The organism is Kouleothrix sp. 19917, from assembly GCF_057073505.1.
In genome coordinates, this window is sequence record NZ_CP097099.1 from 4,323,201 (window position 1) to 4,339,405 (window position 16,205).

The following is a 16,205-nucleotide window of genomic DNA, read 5'->3' on the forward strand; positions in this document are numbered from 1 at the left end:
AGGAGCATTGGTTGAGCAGGAAACGCACGTCACGGTTCGCATGCTGGCTGTTCCTGCTCGCGCTGCTGGTGGCCTGTGGCGCGCAAACGCCCGCCGGCCCGCTCCCCACGCCCACGGCTGCAAAGAATCAACTGCTGGTGGGCGGGCGGGCCTTTGAAGTACGCGGCCTGAACTACATTCACCCCAGCACCGCGCGCCTGCCCGACTGCGCGGCCCTGCAGTTCGGTGCCGACGCCAGCTGCCCCTGGGATCAGTCGCCAATCAACGCCGACCTCGACCGCCTGCGGGCGCAGGGCGTGAATACGGTGCGCATTTTCCTCAACTACTATGTGTTTGGCGGCGCACGCGCAGCCGACCCGAACTACTCGATGGACGCGGCGCTCGCCCACCTCGACACCTTTCTGACCGAGGCCACCAGGCGCGACATCTATGTGCTGCCGGTGCTGCTGGCGAAATACCCGCAAGATCGCTTTCGGGCGGAAGATGTGGCGGGCGCGATTGAGCTGCATGTTCGCCCGCTTGTGCAGCACCTGGCCGGCAAACCCGGCCTGCTCGGCTGGGATCTGTTCAACGAAATCGATCTGGGCGGGCCGGTCGATCAGCGCTGCTGGGATTGGGACAATGCCGACTTCCCGCTCTGCTTCCCGCTGGCGAACGAGCGATTGCACTTCATCAAGGCCATTCACGACGAGGTCAAGCGCCTCGACCCTGCGCACCTCACAACCGTGAGCCTGGGCTTTGGCAAGAACTACTTCCGCCCCGAAAAGGCCGACCTGCGCCTGGCCGATGTGGTTGATTTCTTCTCGTTCCACTACTACGATAACGACCCCTACGACAGCGGGCGCTATGCCGCGCACTGGTACTATGGCCAAGGCTTCCCGGCCGACTTGCAGCGCGCGATTGACGAACTCCACGCCTTGCAGCTCGGCAAGCCAATCGTCGTCAGCGAGCTTGGCTTCCCCACCGGCGACGGCGCGACCCGTGACACCGCCGCGCTCGCCCGCGATTTACAGGCCAGCCTGCAAGTCGTGCGCGACACCAGCGCGAATGGCGTGATCCTCTGGCCATTCCAGACCGACTATACCACGCTGCCCGGCGACCTGTTCACACGCTAGAATATTTGGTTGATCTCGCAAAGTATGTGGATTATACTGTGGATAACTATCCACATTGCGAGGTGTGCCATGAAGACGATTCAAATGACAATCGACGACGACCTGCTTGCTGAAGTCGATCACCTCACGGCAGCGCTCCAGACCACCCGTTCGGCCTTTATTCGTTCCGCCCTCCAGCTCGCACTGCGCCATCACGCGATGCTCGAAAAAGAGCAACAGCACGCCAAAGGCTATGCCCAGCACCCGATCGCGCCCGGTGAATTCGATATCTGGGAAGCTGAGCAATCGTGGGGCGAGGAATGAATCAGGGTGATGTGTACTGGTACACCTTCAAAGAGCCCGATAAGCGGCGGCCCGTGATCATTCTGACGCGTGATTCGGCGCTTCCCTACCTCACTGCAGTGACAATTGCACCGATTACCACAACCATACGCGCTATTCCTTCGGAGGTCGTTTTGTCAGAAACCGATGGTTTACTGGCGGAATGTGCGGCAAATTGCGATAATCTTCAAACAATCGCAAAATCAAAGCTCGGCGGGTATATTACACACCTTGCGCCCGAGAAAATGCAAGAACTGCGAGAAGCGATCAGTTTTGCGCTTGGCTTTGATACGCTTGAGTAAGAGCAACTCGGCACGGCCTATTCTCACAAACTCCCACTTATAACCTCTTCACAAACGCCGCATGTCCTTGTAGGATACAGGCAGCGCAGACGTATAGAGCGAGAGCATCATGGAATACATCCTGTTTGATCTGCAGTTCTTTCCGCCGGCCCAGGGGCGCTACAGCGTTGCAGTGAATTGCCCGCTGCTACAGGGCGACGCGCTGGGCGATTTTGTGTCGCCAGCCAGCGACCCTGCCTACGCCGCGCGGTATGCGCGCTTGCAGGCACTGGATACCGACGAGGATTTGCTTATCGCGCTTGGGCGCCAGCTCTTTGCTGCCTTATTCCAGGGGCAAATCCGCGACGCCTATACCGCCGCCCGCTCGGCGCTGAAGAACGACCAGGGCTTGCGGCTGCGTTTCAATATCGACCCGCGCCAGCTGCCCGAGGTGGCCGGGCTCCCCTGGGAGTTTTTGTGCGACGACGAGGAGCAGCCGCTGGTACTGTATGACACGCCAATCGTGCGCTACCTGCCGCGCTTCACGGCTCCTCCGACGATCAAAACGCCGCGCCCGCTCAGGCTGCTGCTGTCTGCCGCTGTCACCGAACCCACGTTCGACGTTACGCGCGAGCTTGAGCAGGTACGTTTGACTCTGGGAGAATTCGAGCAGTCCGGCGCGATTGAGGTCGTGGTAGAAGAGCACCTGACCATCGACCGGCTGGAAGCGCGGCTGCGCGAAGGCTTCCATCTGTGGCATTTCATTGGGCATGGCAAGCTGAACAGCGACGGCAGCAGCGGCATGCTGGTGTTCGAGGATACTGATGGCGAGGCGGCCGATTTCGGCGCGCGCGACCTGCGGGTGATGCTGAACGACAGCAAACTGCAGGTGATCATTCTTGATGCTTGTAACAGCGCCCAGCTCACCACCCGCCCCTACCGCAGCATCGCGCCGTCGCTGATGCTTGCCAATATCGGCGTGGTGATTGCCATGCAGTTTGGCTCGCCGCAGGAAAATACCAGGCCGTTTGCCCGCGATTTCTATCGCGCACTCGCGGCAGGCGAGCCGCTTGACAGCTGCGTAATGCGTGGGCGCAAAGCCGTGCAGCGCGTATCGCGCCTGCGCAACCCCGACTGGGGCATTCCCACCGTGTACTCGCGCGCGCCCGACGCGCAGCTCTTCCTGCCTGGAGAAACGCCCGCCCCAACAAGCGCGCCCGCCAACACCACACAGCCGCCAACCAACAATCAGGCGGGCGGCATCAACATCAATATTGGGAACAACAATGCGCTGAGCAACTCGCCGATTAGTGTGAGCGCGGGCGGTGCGCCGCAGCCCAGCAGCCGCGAGCAGGCCGAAGATGCCAGTTACCATGAGCAGGCTGACGCTCTCGGCGGGGAAGTGGCGGTGCTGCGCCAGAAGCTGAGGATTTTGCAGCTAAAAAAAGCCAGGGGCCAGCTCACCACTGGCGATATGGTCGAGCTGGAAGATAGCAAAAAAGAACTCGATGCGAAAGCTGTGGATCTGCTAGTTGTGCGGCAAGATCGGCTCGCCCAGCTCGAACGGCGGGCGGCGCAACCCGGCCGCGCCAGCGACGCCGCGCTCGCCGCCGACCTGGCCGACATGCGCGCAATCGTGGTTGAGGAAACCCTGGCAGTGCGCCAGCGCGAGCTTGAAAAGCAGCAGGCGCTGTTCCGCATCCAGCCCAGCGACCGTGGGCGCGCGCAGGTGCAGCAAAAGATCGACGCGCTCCAGGCCGAGATTGCCGACCTCAAAAAGCGTCGCGACAGCTAAATAGGACGTAATGCGTAGCCATAGGTTTCTACGCACTACGTCCTACGCACTATTTCTCACTTCACCACATCTTCGCCCAGCACCACCACAATATCGGCCCCAACTTCCTCGCCGGGGGGAGCGCCCTGCTGCACGGTTGCGTGAAGCTGGCTGGCCACGCGCTGTGCCGTGCGCGGCTTGTTATTCACGTTGTATACGACGGTTTTCGCCACGCCACTGGCCGCCGCATTGCCCGCCGGGATCATCGTGAAGCCAGCCTGCTCGAGCTCCAGCGAAATGCGCCCGGCCAGCCCACCCGTCTCGGTGGCGTTCAGCACCTGCACCGTGGCCGATTCGCTGGCCTCGCTTGGGCGCGTGAGAAATGAATCGACCACCTTCTGCACGTCGTTGGGGTCCCAGATCAGGTCGGAACCTTCTTCGCGGTAGTTCGGCGCCGACTCGGGGCTAAGCCGCACCTGCCCGATGGCGTCGGGGCTGATGCCGCTGGCGACCCAGCCCAGGCCAGCCAGCACATCCAGCCGCGCAATCGGCAGTGTTGTTTTCACTGCGCCTTCGAGGCTGCCAAGCAGCGTGGGCGCAAACAAAAGCTGCCCAAGCGTGCCTCGCGCGCGGATCTTCGCCACAATCGCCTGCATCACCTGCTGCTGGCGCTCGGCGCGCCCAAAATCGCTGTCGGCGTGGCGCGTGCGCGCATAGATCAGCGCGCGCTGGCCATCCATTTCCTGCACACCGGGCTGAAACTCCACCCGCGTAATGCCGAAATCGGGCGTGGGGTATTCGTCGTCCACAATCGCGCGCGGCACGTCGATCGTCACGCCGCCGAGCGCATCAATCAGGCGGGCAAAGCCATCAAAATTGATCTGGGCGACGGCGTCGATCTGCTGGCCACGCTGGCGCAATTGCAGGAATTGCTCTACTGTTTGCGCGGCCAGCGACATACCGCCCTGCTGCGGCGTGGTGCCGGGGCCGAAATACTGCTCGGCGGCGGCATAGCCCTGCCCATAGGCGACATTGATCTTGGTTTCGCCCAGGTCGCGAATGGTCGCGCGAGTGTCGCGCGGGATGGAAAGCAGGCTGGCCCAGCGCCCGTTCGGGTCGAGATGCACGACGATCAGGGTGTCGCTGCGCACGCCTTCTTCGGGGTGGTCGGGCCGCTCATCGACGCCAACCAGCAGGATGTTGGTGCCGCTGACCAGAGGGGCCACCAGCGGCGCGTTCGGGCGCGCATCGCTCACCACAATCTGCCCGGCGGCGGAGCGAATGCGCAGGTAGAAGATCACTGCCAGCACCAGCAGGAGCGCCAGGAGGCCGAGCAGCACGCGCAGAATGATTTTGCCGGGTGAGCGGCGCGGGCGGCGCAGGGCGCGGCGCGGTGGCGCGGGCGGCGGTTCGTTTGCGGGCAGGCGGCGCGGTCGTGGGGCGATGGGAGGCTCGCCCGGCGGCGCGCCGCGCGGCATCGGGATGGTTTCGCCGGTATATGCTTCGTCGTTGGGCAGTTCATACTGAGGGCGCGGCACCGGGCGGCGCGGGCGCTGAGGGTCGCTCATGATCATCACTTTCTGGCGTGCCAGTGGTCTGCGCGCAGTATAGCACAGCCCCCGCCCGCCCCGGTGACAGGCGGCTGCAACGCTGCTGAGAGCGGGTGATGTGAAGGGGCAACGGGGTGAGCGCAGAACCACGTGAGGGTTTAGGGTCTGGGGTTTTGGGATTTGGTTTGCAAACCCGCAACCTGCAAACCTGCGACCTTCAAAATCTCCGTGCCTCCGTGCCTCTGTGTTTCATCTTTCTTGTCGTTCGTCCTTCGTCCTTCGTCGCTCGCAACCTGCGAACCTGTAACATTCAAACTTTTAAATTCTTCGCGCCCTTTGCGCGCTTTGCGGTGGAATATTTCGCGGTCGGTCGTCCTTCGTCGCTCGCAACCTGCAACATGCAAACCTTCAAACCTGCAAACACACTCGTGGCACGCAGTTTGCTTTCACTGTGGCATACGCACACTGACAAGCGAACAGCTGGCGCGGCAGGGAACGAAAACCGTGGCACGCGAGTTGCATTACCAGTTCAGTGTGAACTCATTACAAGCTGCCGGCGGCAAAGCGCCAATGGCAAACTGATACACTCAATAGGAGAGGAATACCATGATCAACTTCATTCTGTGGCTGCTGTTCGGCGCGCTGGTGGGCTGGTTGGCGAGCATCGTGATGCGGACGGACGCGCAGCAGGGTGCCCTGCTCAACATCGTTGTCGGTATCGTGGGTGCGTTCCTGGGCGGCTTCCTGTTCAACCTGTTTGGCGCGGGCGGCTCGAACATCAACAACAGCGACTTCAGCCTGGGCGCGCTGGTTGTTTCGTTCATCGGCGCGGTTGTGCTGCTGGGCATCATCAACCTGTTCCGCCGCGGCTCGGTTCGTTAACCGAATTACGCAATTTCACGAACGACGCGCGGGGGCTTTATTGCCTCCGCGCGTTTTACGTGGCTGTGTAGCAGAGTTCTTGCAGTTTGTTATACGTTTTCGCCCGTTTTGCTCATTTCTTTGTCATCTTCATTTTCTATACTACCCCTGCGACAAAGGCGCCGCTCGAACAGAGGGCGCGTTTGCTTTGTTTAGCGGCAAGGAGCCGAGCATATGGCAACCATCGAACCACAACACTACACCCCGCAGCTCGACCTCGTCACTGAGCGGGAAACAACGTTTACCACCATTGATGAGCTTTCGGGCGGGCTCGGGCGGCTGACCACCGAGCGACCTGAGCGGCACCCGCTCGACCCGGCGCGGCTGGTGAACAACCCGGCCTGGCTGGGCGTGGGCGCCGCCGCCGCTGGCGTGGGCGCGCTGGCGCTGAAAGTGGCTGGCCGCCGCGCCGCCGCTGGCATGGGCGCGCTCGGCCTGGCTGGCGCGATCTACTCCAAAGTCTGGGAGCCCTCGCACCCAACGCTCGAGCAGGTCACGCTGCGCTTCCCAACGCTGCCGCCCGCGCTGGATGGCCTGCGCATCGGGCAGATCACCGACACACACCTGGGCCTGCGCTACACCGCCGAAAATCTGCGCTGGGCGGTGGGCGAAATGCAGCGTGCGCAGCCCGACCTGATCGCGGTGACGGGCGACCTGGCTGGCCTCAAAGCCGGCGTGCCGCTGATCACGCCGCTGCTGCGCGATTTGCGCGCCCCGCTGGGCGTGTATGCCGTGCCGGGCAACCACGATTACTGGGAAGGGCTGGGCGATGTTCAGGGCGCGCTGGCGCTGGCGGGCATCCCGCTGCTGATGAACCAGAACCTGCGCATGTCGTGGCGTGGCGCCGATTTCTGGCTGGCGGGCGTTGACGATGTGTTCGACGGCCGGCCCGATTTTGTGGCGGCCAGCGCTGGCATTCCGGCCGGCGCGTTCAGCATCCTGCTTGCGCACGCGCCCGACCTGGCCGACAATGCGCTGGGCCACGGCTTTGCGCTGCAGCTTTCGGGCCACTCGCACGGCGGCCACCTGCGCCTGCCGCAGCTTGGCGCGTACACACACCCGCGCTATGGCGCACGCTATGTGATGGGGCACTACACCGTCGGCAACATGCAGGTGTATGTGTCGCGCGGGCTGGGCGGCGCGCCGCTGCGCTGGCTGTGCCGGCCCGAAGCAACGATTTTCACCCTGCGGCGCGGCGGCTAGATGACCCCACCAATAGATCTCCAAGAACGGCGCTGGCTTCGGCTGGCGCTGTTTCTTTTGCGCGCCGCTTCTCAAGCGCGTGTATGGTATACTGCACCGCATTACACGTACACCACAAGGAGGCGCACATGGCGCTGACTGACCGCACGCAGGCCGCACCCGATCTTCGCCAGATCGGCACGCTGGTGGCCGGCGATTACATTGCGTTTAATATTGTTACGGCAATTGGTCTGCTGAGCCACGGCGAGCTAACCGGGCTTGGGCGCATTGGCGAAATCCTAACGATTGCCACGCCCTTCGCGGCCGGCTGGTTTGCCGTTGCGCCGTGGCTGGGCGCGTTTCGCGCCGACGTGGCGACACAGCCGAAACGCACGCTGGCGCGCTCGGCGCTGGCCTGGCTGATTGCCCTGCCAATCGGGCTCCTGCTGTGGTCGCTGGTGCGGCAGAAAAGCGTGCAGCCAGCCTTTGCGATTGTCACATTCATTACCAATCTGATTGTGCTGCTGGGCTGGCGCGGAACCTTTGCGTGGCTGGCCGGCCGCGTGCGCAGCCGCTAGGGCCAGCGATGGCGCGGGCAGCAGCCGGCAAGCGCAGGCGAGCCAGCCGGCCAGACGTGCCAGCCGGCCAGATCGCGCCATCGCGCATTCGGAGCGCTGCGCTGGGCAACGAGCGGGCGATCTGGGTATACGCGCCGCCGGGCTACAGCGAAGCCGGCCCGCCTGCGCAGCTGCTGTTCCTGTTCGATGGCGCTGCTTACCTGCAAGCCATCCCTGCGCCCGCCACGCTCGACGCGCTGCTGGCGAACGGACGCATCGCGCCCACACTGGCCGTGCTGATCGACAGCCTGGATGAAGACACGCGCGACCGCGAGCTGCCGTGCTACGCGCCCACGGTGGAGTTTCTGGCGGGCGAGCTGCTGCCGTGGGTGCGCGCACGCTGGAACGTGAGTGCCGCGCCCGCGACCATTGGCGGATCGAGCTATGGCGGGCTGGCGGCGGCCTTTGCCGCGTTTCGCGCGCCCGAGCTGTTCGGCCAGGTGCTGGCGCAGTCGGGCTCGTTCTGGTGGCGGCCACCCGGCGAAGCCGAGCACGAATGGTTGACGCGCCAGTTTGTAGCCAGCCCGCGCCTGCCATTGCGCTTTTACCTGAGCGTTGGCCGCGGCGAGGCGCGCGCGCGCATCCGGCCCAACCAGCTGATCGCCAGCCGGCACATGCGCGACGTGCTGCTGGCCAAAGGCTACCCGGTGCGCTATGCCGAAACCGACGGCAAGCACGACCATGCCGCCTGGCGCGCAACGCTTGCGGATGCGCTGGCCGCGCTGCTGGGGCCGGCCACGGAAAGAAATAGCGATGATCCTGGTTTCACCCAGTAACGCCGGAGCACCCGCGTGAGCGAACCGTCCACCCCGCTATCGCCACTTGCTGCCTATACCTTCGCCGACGAGTCATTGTGGAGCGATCTGCCCGCCGCCGAGCACGCCCGGCTCGAAGCGCGCATTACCAGCGAAACCTTTCCGTCGGGGCATATTTTCTATGCGCCCGAAGAAGGCGGCGACCGCCTGTTCATTCTGCGCAGCGGGCGGGTACGCATCTACAAGCTCTCGCCCGAGGGTCGCGCGCTGACGCTGCTGATCCTTGAGCCGCACGCGATCTTTGGCGAAATGGCGCTGAACGCCGACTGGGTGCACGACAGCTTTGCCGAATCGATGAGCGAGTGCACGGTCGGCGCCATCCCGCGCGACGAGATGCGGCGCATTCTGAACAGCAACCCGGCGCTGGCGCTGCGCTTCATGACGATTATCAGCCAGCGGCTGCGCGCGCTGGAGCAACGCCTGGCCGATATTGCCTTCAAAAGCGTGCCGCAGCGACTCGCAACTGTGCTGATCAACCTCGCGCAGCAGCCTGCCAGCGACGAAACGCCGCTGGTGACGCGCTATACCCACCAGCAGCTTGCCGAGATGATCGGCTCGTACCGCGAAACCGTTACCAAGGCAATTGGCGAATTTCGCGAGGCCGGGCTCATTCGCGTGGAAGAAGACAGCATCTCGCTCACCAATATGCCGCGCCTGCGCGAGCTGATGGCCGGCAAGTCGTAGGGCGTAAGCGCTTGTTCCGAAAGCTGTAATACTTTTCACTTGCACCGCTTGCGACGGATCGTGTACAATGGCGCCGATTTAGGCCGTTTCTGTGCGGCCCCAGCTAATGCGGCGGCCAGCGCCCACGCCGGCCACGCGCGACTCACCAATCACCATGTCTGTTGCTGAACTACCCCCACCAGCCGCGCCGCTGCGCGCAACGCCCACGACTGTTGCCGCGCAGCGGGCGCGCTTCGCCCCCACCTACGAGCAGCTTGCCTACGCCGGGCTGCTGATCTTTGCGCTGCTGATTCGGCTGTGGGGGCTGGGCGACCGCTCGCTGCACCACGACGAAACGCTCCACGCCGCGTATTCCTGGCAGGTCTACACCGGCCAGGGCTTTATTCACGACCCGCTGCTGCATGGCCCGTTTCTCTACCATATCGTCGCGCTGATGTACTTTCTGTTCGGCGATAGCGATTTTACGGCGCGGCTGAGCGTGGCGCTGTTCGGCACCGCGCTGGTGGGGCTGCCTTTCCTAATCCGCCGCGAGCTGGGTCGCAGCGCCGCGCTGATGGCTGCCTGCTATCTGGCGATCTCGCCGGTGTTCCTGTATATCAGCCGCTTCATCCGCCACGACATGTACAGCGTGGTGTTCGAGCTGCTGACGATCATCAGCATTGTGCGCTACGCAAGCACGCGCCAGGCGCGCTGGCTGTACATTGGCGCGGCTGCGCTGGGCCTGATGATCAGCAACATGGAAACCTTCTACCTCTTCATGGCGATCATCGGCTCGCTGCTGGGGCTGGTGCTGCTGTGGCGGCTGTGGCGGCCGGGCCTGGTGATTGGCGGGATTGTTGGGGTGCTGGTGGTGGCGCTGGTGTTTGTGCTGCCCGGCAAGCCACTCGCGGGCGCGGGTGAAAGCGCAGGCCGCGCGAATGGCCCATATGTCTGCCCGACGGCGGGCCAGCCCTTGCCGCCCGATAACCCGATGCTGTTCACGCCCGGCCCGATCTTCGGCTGGGCGCCGCTGGCAACCGCCGACAACGACTACGCGCTGTGCGTGCGCAACCAGTACGACGACAACCTGCCGATCTATTTCGTGAAGCTCGGCCAGTTCTTCGGCCACCCCGCCATTCTGCTGGGAATAGTGGTGGCGCTGGGCGGCATGGCTGCGCTGTACTGGCTGATTGGCCGGCAAAAAGGGCGCGATGGCCTGACGCCCTGGCAGCGCGCGCGCGCCAACAGCGACGATTTTGTGGACGTTGCCGCCAGCCTGGGCCAGGATCGGCGGGTGTGGGTGGCGCTGGCAACCTTTCTGGTGCCGTACACGCTCTTATTCACCGCGTTTTTTGGCCGGCCCTCGGGCGTGGTCAGCGGCGCAACCGGTTCGCTGCTGTACTGGCTGGCGCAACATGGCGTGCAGCGCGGCAGCCAGCCGAACTACTACTACCTCGTGCAACTGGTTGTGTACGAGCCGCTGCTGCTGCTCTGGGGTGGGCTGGGTCTGCTCTTCACCGTTGGCATGGCAGTGCGGCGTTTGCGCCGCGCAACCTGGACGCCCGGCGTGCTCGACTGGTCGATTGCGATGCCGCTGCTGCTGAGTTGGTGGGCGCTCACGACTTTTGCGCTGTACTCGTGGGCGGGCGAAAAAATGCCGTGGCTGACGGTGCATGTTGCGCTGCCGCTGGTGCTGCTGGGCGCGTGGGCATTTGCGCGCGTGCTGCGCTGGTGGCAGCGGCGCGCCTTCCCGCTGACCCTCCAGCCCGACGATGCCGCCAACGGCGCGGAGCCGCTGCGCATGCATGCCGTTAAGCCGCCCATGTGGGATGGCGCGCTACGGCTCTACCTGGCGCTGTTTGGCGTGATCGGCGTCTTGTTCTTCCTGATGGTGGCGATTGTCAGCGGGGCCGAGGCCCAGCAAGCGATTGCGCCATATATCTTCCCCGGCGCGCTGCTGCTGGTTGGCGTGCTGACGCTGTTTGGCGGGCTGCTGCGCGGCTGGCACTGGGCGGTGGGCGCGCTGGCGCTGGCGCTGACCCTGTTTGGCACGGTCGCTGCGACGCGCAACGCCTACCAGCTAAGCTACCGCTATGGCGACGATGCGCGCGAGCTGATGATCTTCGTGCAAACCTCGCCCGACGTGTCGCGGGTGGTGCGCGCGCTCGACGACGCGGCCACGCGACGCAGCGGCAAGCTCAAAATCTGGTACGACAACGAAACCGTCTGGCAGTGGTATATGCGCAACTTCAAGCAGGCCGAGCGCCAGTCGCCCAGCCTGCCCGCGCCCGGCGACGACGTGATGGCCGTGCTGATGCTGCAGGAAAATATCGACAATAATTCGCAGAATCTACAGGCGCTGCAAGGCTTCCGCATCCAGCGCTACCCGTTGCGCTGGTGGAACCCCGAGTATGAGCTGTATCGCCTGCCGCAGGATTGGACCACCGCCGAAGTGCAGCCCAACTCCTCGCTGCTGATGCGCCTGCTGCGCACGCCGCTCGACGGCAAGACGGCCAGCGAGTTCTGGCAGTACATGCTGTTCCGCCGCCTGCCTGCGCCGCTCGGCTCGACGGATTTTGTGGTGGCGGTGCGGCCTGAGCTTGGCGACGAAATGGGCCTGGGCACTGGCACAATCCAGAAATAAAATTCTTCTATTTGAGGACGCTATGGCCGCCATCCCCCGCGAAACCCGTGATTACCGCGCGCCGCGCTTGCTCGACCGGGCGCTTGATTTTTCGTGGCTGAACCTCGAAGTGCTGGCCTTTGGTCTGCTGGTGGTGCTGAGCATCGTTGCACACCTGTGGGCGCTGGACCATATGGCCATGCACCACGACGAATCGGTGACGAGCTGGACGAGCTGGCGCTACTATACCGGCGCGACGGGTTTCAACTGCGCGGGCCAGCGCACCGCCCCGAGCTACTGCTACGACCCGGTGTACCACGGGCCGGCCTACTACGTCCTCACGCTGATCTCGTTCTTTCTGTTTGGCGATGGCGAAGCCCAGGCGCGCCTGCCCGAAGCGCTGGCCGGCATTCTGCTGACTGTGTCGGCGTGGATGCTGCGCCCCTACTTTGGCCGCACCGGCACGCTGGTCGCCGCCGCGCTGCTGACATTCGCGCCGTCGCTGCTCTACTTCACGCGCTTTTCGCGCCACGACGCACTGATCGTCCTGTGGGCATTCTGGATGGTGATTGGCATGTTCCGCTATATCGACAGCGGGCGGCCACGCTACCTCTACCTCACGGCGGCGGCGACGGCGCTGGCGATGGCGACGCACGAGCTGTATTACATTCTGTTCTTCCTGTTTGGCTCTTTCCTGCTCATTCGCGTTGGCGCTGAGCGCCTGCCGCGCCGCACGCTGATGATTGGCCTGGGCGTGGCGCTGGCGGTGACGCTCGCGCTCACTGCGCTCAACCCGCAGATCACCGCGAACCTGCGCGGCGGCGGTCTGGGCCTGCTGTTTAGCACGGTTCTCGCCGTGGGCCTGCTCTCCATGCGCATCTGGGATTCTGAGCCGACCGTGAGCACGCGCCTGCTGGCGCTGTGGCGCGACGAGCGATCGGTGCTGTGGACGGCGCTGGGCATTCTGGTCGGCATTTTCGTGCTGTTGTTCAGCAACTTCTTCACCGACCTGCGCGGCGTGCTGGATGGCTTATACCAGGGCCTGGCCTACTGGCTTGGCTCGCAGCACGAATACGCGCGCGGCAAGCAGCCCTGGTACTACTACCTGATGCTGCTGCCGGTGTACGAACCGATTGCGCTGCTTGGCGCGGTTGGCGCGGCCTCGGTGCTGCTGGCCTGGGGCCGGGCGCGCATTGCTGCGCTGGCGTGGATTGTTGTGGGCGCGCTGCTGATCTACGCGGCTGGGCTGTTTGGCGGCGTGGGCGTGCTGATCAGCGCGGCGCTAACGGGTCTGGTGGTGTATCTGGTGATCAGCGGCTGGTGGCGCGGCCCGCAGCCCCTTGCCGAGCCTGCCGCGCTGGTGCTGCCCGAAAGTGAAGCAGTTGCCGACGGCGCAACCACCGAGCTGGCCGAAACCGAGCTGAATGGCACCGAACACGCCCCGCTGCCGGAAGCCGTGGCGGTTGCGCCCAGGCCCGCATTCGCGCCCGCACCGCTGTTCCCACTGTTTCTGGCCTTCTGGTTCGTTGGCGCGCTGGTGGCCTTCTCGTGGGCCGGCGAAAAAATGCCCTGGCTGCTCACACACATCGCTCTGCCCGGCAACCTGCTGGCCGCATGGGCGATTGGCCGCCTGATCGACTCGGTGGAGTGGCGCGACCTGCCCGACCGGCGCGCTGGCCTGATCCCGATCGCGCTGACGCTGGCGCTGGTGGCGATTGGCGTGGCGCTGTGGCGCTTCTCCTCGGCGGGCGAGGGCCAGGCCGGCCAGGCGGCGATGCTCCAGGCGCTGGTGCCATTGCTGATTGCCGGCTTGCTGATCTTTGGCCTGCTGACGATTGGGCAGCACCTGGGGGGCCGCGCCACGCTTACGATCTGCGCGCTGACGATTTTCGGCTTACTGACGGCCTATAGTGTGCGCGCAAGCTGGATGGTGGTGTACGACCACCCCGACACGCCGATCGAGATGCTGATCTATGTGCAAAGCCCGCCCGACGTGCCGCTGATTGTGAACGACATTCGCACCCTGGCGATCAACCAGACGCGCAACCAGCGCAACGCCGAGGACCCGACCGGCGGCCACACCATGCCGGTGATTATGGACTCGGGCGACGCGGGCGGCGAAGGCAGCCTGGCCTGGCCGTACCAGTGGTATCTGCGCGATTTCCAGCGCATCGAAAGCCGCAAGGCCGATTTCTTCCAGAACGCTACTGCCGACTCCTTCCAGGTGCCGGTGGATCGCAACCAGCCCGACGGCGAGAAAGAATTCGCGCCAGTGGTGCTGGCGTACGTGCCGCACATCACCGAGATGACGCGGCAGGCCCTGGAAGAAAATTATGTCAAAAAATATAGCTCCAAGCTGAACTGGTATTTCCCCGAAGGCGACCTGAGCGGCTGCGACCCCAGCCAGCCTGGCTACAAGCGCTTCTACTACAGCAGCGCCACCGTGGCCAACGCCAAGGCCGACCCACAATGCAAGAACCTGAATGTCGATGGCTTCTCCTACGCGCCGGTGTATGCGCCGCTGGTGTGGCCCTTCCAGCCGGAAAACTGGAACACGGTGAAGAACTACCTGCTCTACCGTGAGCTGCCCGACCCGCTGCAGGTGTATGGCCGCGAGATGGAAGTCTGGGTGCGCAAAGACCTGGTGGCGAGCGGCGAGGCAACTGGCGGCACCGGCACCAGCAGCGAAACGGTGAAGCTGGTGTCCGAGCAGGTGTTTGGCAGCCCGGGTAATGGCGAAGGGCAATTTGCCGACCCACGTGGCCTGGCGATCGACCCGCAGGGCAATGTGTATGTGGCCGACACTGGCAACCACCGCATTCAGGTATTCGACGCGCAGGGCGAGCCCAAGTTTGCGGTCGGTTCGCTCGGCAGTGGCGAGGGCCAGTTCAACGAGCCGCACGGCGTTGCAGCCGACGCGCAGGGCAATATGTACGTGGCCGACACCTGGAATGCGCGCGTGGTCAAGTTCGACTCGACCGGCACATTTGTGAAGAGCTGGGGCACCGGCAACGACATCGGCAATGGCCGCAGCGCAATGATGACCGACGGCACCGAGGCGGGGAATAATGCCGCGCCGCTCGGCTTCTATGGCCCGCGTGGCATTGCGGTAGACGCGCAGGGCAATGTGTATGTGGCCGACACCGGCAACAAGCGCATTGTGGTGACCGACAGCGAGGGCAAGTTCCTGTTCCAGTGGGGCCACGCCGGCAACGAGCCGGGCGCGTTCAACGAGCCGATTGGCGTGGCGGTCGATGCGCAGGGCGATGTGTATGTGGCCGACACCTGGAATGGCCGCGTGCAGGTCTTCGGCAAGGGCGAAAACGGCACAATCAGCCCGACGCCCACGGCGACGTGGCGCGTGCAGGGCTGGCAGCCCAGCACCTACGACGACCCGTTTATTGCGGTGGGCGCGAACGGGCAGGTGTTTGTAAGCGTGCCAGGCCGCAACCAGCTGCTGTACACCACCACCGCCGGCGACGCATTGTTGCGCTGGGGCGGCAAGGGCAACGACTTTGCGTCGATCACGCTGCCGAGTGGCGTGGCTGTCGCGCCCAACGGAAATGTCTATGTCGTCGACCGGGGCAACAGCCGGGTGATGAGCTTCAAGCTGCCAGCCTCGGGGCGCTAGCGCCTGCCGAGCGGGGCACGGGGGATGGGAGATAGGCGTTGGAAGGCGCGCTGAGTGCATAGCGGCATCGCGCGCCCGAAAGGCGAGATCTTGACTCTTTCAACGGGAACGGTTATGCGCAAAATCATTGTCTACAACGTCATCTCCCTCGATGGCTATCACACCGGTCTCGGGAATGATGTTACGGTCATGTTCCCAATGATGGGCGATGTCTTCGATTCGTATAATACCGAACTGCTAGGTACCGCCGACATACATCTCATGGGCCGCGTTTCCTTCGAGCTTTTCCAGAGTTTCTGGCCCAAAGTCGCTGATAATCCTTCCTCGGAAGAGTGGACCGACGCGCAACGTGATCTTTCCCAGGCGGGCAAGTCCATTCAGGGCATCGTCGTCTCGGATACGTTGACGGGGAAATGGCAGAATGTAACCATTATCGGGCGGCAAGACATCTACGAGCAGCTTGCCGAGCTCAAGCGCCAGCAGGGCAAAGATATTTTGATCACTGGCAGCAGCACGCTCTGGAACGATCTGCTGGCACACGACCTGATCGATGAGATCCATTTGCTGATTGGCAATCGTGTTTTAGGGCAGGGTGTCCCGGTTTTCGTGGGCAAGGCAGCCACATCGCTGCGGCTCATCGGCACCCGCAGGTGGGAAGGCTCCAACAACATCTTGCTGCGCTACGACGTTGTTCACAAACGCGTGTAATGCC

The 16,205-nt window shown here is 63.9% G+C and carries 13 protein-coding genes; 12 read left to right on the forward strand and 1 reads right to left on the reverse strand.

Features of this window, described 5'->3' with window-relative positions; all coding sequences use genetic code 11:
• The first annotated feature begins 11 nt into the window (after positions 1-11).
• The 4 genes from M1P90_RS17705 (at position 12) to M1P90_RS17720 (ending at position 3,512) form a co-directional block, all read left to right on the forward strand.
• On the forward strand, positions 12-1,115 hold the full coding sequence (locus M1P90_RS17705; RefSeq protein ID WP_483696609.1) for a cellulase family glycosylhydrolase: 1,104 nt from the start codon (positions 12-14) through the stop codon (positions 1,113-1,115).
• Positions 1,116-1,184: 69 nt separating this feature from the next.
• Entirely contained in the window at positions 1,185-1,418 is a 234-nt protein-coding gene (locus tag M1P90_RS17710) for a ribbon-helix-helix domain-containing protein (RefSeq protein WP_483696610.1), read from the forward strand.
• Positions 1,415-1,738: a type II toxin-antitoxin system PemK/MazF family toxin gene (locus M1P90_RS17715; RefSeq protein WP_483696611.1), complete on the forward strand. Its 324-nt coding sequence runs from the start codon at positions 1,415-1,417 to the stop codon at positions 1,736-1,738. The genes M1P90_RS17710 and M1P90_RS17715 overlap by 4 nt, the downstream gene beginning before the upstream one ends.
• Before the next feature lie 109 nt (positions 1,739-1,847).
• Positions 1,848-3,512, forward strand: a complete 1,665-nt coding sequence (locus tag M1P90_RS17720) for a CHAT domain-containing protein (RefSeq protein WP_483696612.1) — start codon at positions 1,848-1,850, stop codon at positions 3,510-3,512.
• Positions 3,513-3,568: 56 nt separating this feature from the next.
• Here the strand turns inward: M1P90_RS17720 and M1P90_RS17725 are convergent, their stop codons facing one another.
• Positions 3,569-5,059 carry an LCP family protein gene (locus M1P90_RS17725; RefSeq protein WP_483696613.1) on the reverse strand — a complete coding sequence of 497 codons (1,491 nt, stop codon included), beginning with the start codon at positions 5,057-5,059 and terminating at the stop codon, positions 3,569-3,571.
• A gap of 588 nt (positions 5,060-5,647) precedes the next feature.
• Here M1P90_RS17725 and M1P90_RS17730 point away from each other — a divergent pair.
• The 8 genes from M1P90_RS17730 (at position 5,648) to M1P90_RS17765 (ending at position 16,201) form a co-directional block, all read left to right on the forward strand.
• A complete protein-coding gene (locus tag M1P90_RS17730; protein ID WP_483696614.1) occupies positions 5,648-5,923 on the forward strand; it encodes a GlsB/YeaQ/YmgE family stress response membrane protein in 276 nt (91 codons plus the stop codon).
• Between the two features lie 213 nt (positions 5,924-6,136).
• The gene (locus tag M1P90_RS17735; RefSeq protein ID WP_483696615.1) at positions 6,137-7,165 is read left to right on the forward strand and encodes a metallophosphoesterase; all 1,029 of its coding nucleotides are present in this window, start codon (positions 6,137-6,139) and stop codon (positions 7,163-7,165) included.
• Positions 7,166-7,293: 128 nt separating this feature from the next.
• Complete coding sequence (locus tag M1P90_RS17740) at positions 7,294-7,722, forward strand: DUF3054 domain-containing protein (protein ID WP_483696616.1); 429 nt, start codon at positions 7,294-7,296, stop codon at positions 7,720-7,722.
• A complete protein-coding gene (locus M1P90_RS17745) occupies positions 7,692-8,537 on the forward strand; it encodes an alpha/beta hydrolase (protein ID WP_483696617.1) in 846 nt (281 codons plus the stop codon). Before M1P90_RS17740 ends, M1P90_RS17745 begins: the two co-directional genes overlap by 31 nt.
• A gap of 15 nt (positions 8,538-8,552) precedes the next feature.
• Positions 8,553-9,260: a Crp/Fnr family transcriptional regulator gene (locus tag M1P90_RS17750; RefSeq protein ID WP_483696618.1), complete on the forward strand. Its 708-nt coding sequence runs from the start codon at positions 8,553-8,555 to the stop codon at positions 9,258-9,260.
• A 91-nt stretch (positions 9,261-9,351) separates the two neighbouring features.
• The gene (locus M1P90_RS17755) at positions 9,352-11,883 is read left to right on the forward strand and encodes a flippase activity-associated protein Agl23 (RefSeq protein WP_483696619.1); all 2,532 of its coding nucleotides are present in this window, start codon (positions 9,352-9,354) and stop codon (positions 11,881-11,883) included.
• Between the two features lie 22 nt (positions 11,884-11,905).
• A complete protein-coding gene (locus M1P90_RS17760) occupies positions 11,906-15,493 on the forward strand; it encodes a flippase activity-associated protein Agl23 (protein WP_483696620.1) in 3,588 nt (1,195 codons plus the stop codon).
• A gap of 54 nt (positions 15,494-15,547) precedes the next feature.
• The gene (locus tag M1P90_RS17765) at positions 15,548-16,201 is read left to right on the forward strand and encodes a dihydrofolate reductase family protein (RefSeq protein ID WP_483696621.1); all 654 of its coding nucleotides are present in this window, start codon (positions 15,548-15,550) and stop codon (positions 16,199-16,201) included.
• The last annotated feature ends 4 nt before the right edge of the window (positions 16,202-16,205 follow it).

What these genes read in the sequence shown, in the direction of transcription:
- M1P90_RS17710 (WP_483696610.1), top strand. Translation starts at nt 1,185, where the DNA reads ATGAAGACGATTCAAATGACAATCGACGACGACCTGCTTGCTGAAGTC.
- M1P90_RS17715 (WP_483696611.1), top strand. Translation starts at nt 1,415, where the DNA reads ATGAATCAGGGTGATGTGTACTGGTACACCTTCAAAGAGCCCGATAAG.
- M1P90_RS17720 (WP_483696612.1), top strand. Translation starts at nt 1,848, where the DNA reads ATGGAATACATCCTGTTTGATCTGCAGTTCTTTCCGCCGGCCCAGGGG.
- M1P90_RS17725 (WP_483696613.1), bottom strand. Translation starts at nt 5,059, where the DNA reads ATGAGCGACCCTCAGCGCCCGCGCCGCCCGGTGCCGCGCCCTCAGTAT.
- M1P90_RS17730 (WP_483696614.1), top strand. Translation starts at nt 5,648, where the DNA reads ATGATCAACTTCATTCTGTGGCTGCTGTTCGGCGCGCTGGTGGGCTGG.
- M1P90_RS17735 (WP_483696615.1), top strand. Translation starts at nt 6,137, where the DNA reads ATGGCAACCATCGAACCACAACACTACACCCCGCAGCTCGACCTCGTC.
- M1P90_RS17740 (WP_483696616.1), top strand. Translation starts at nt 7,294, where the DNA reads ATGGCGCTGACTGACCGCACGCAGGCCGCACCCGATCTTCGCCAGATC.
- M1P90_RS17760 (WP_483696620.1), top strand. Translation starts at nt 11,906, where the DNA reads ATGGCCGCCATCCCCCGCGAAACCCGTGATTACCGCGCGCCGCGCTTG.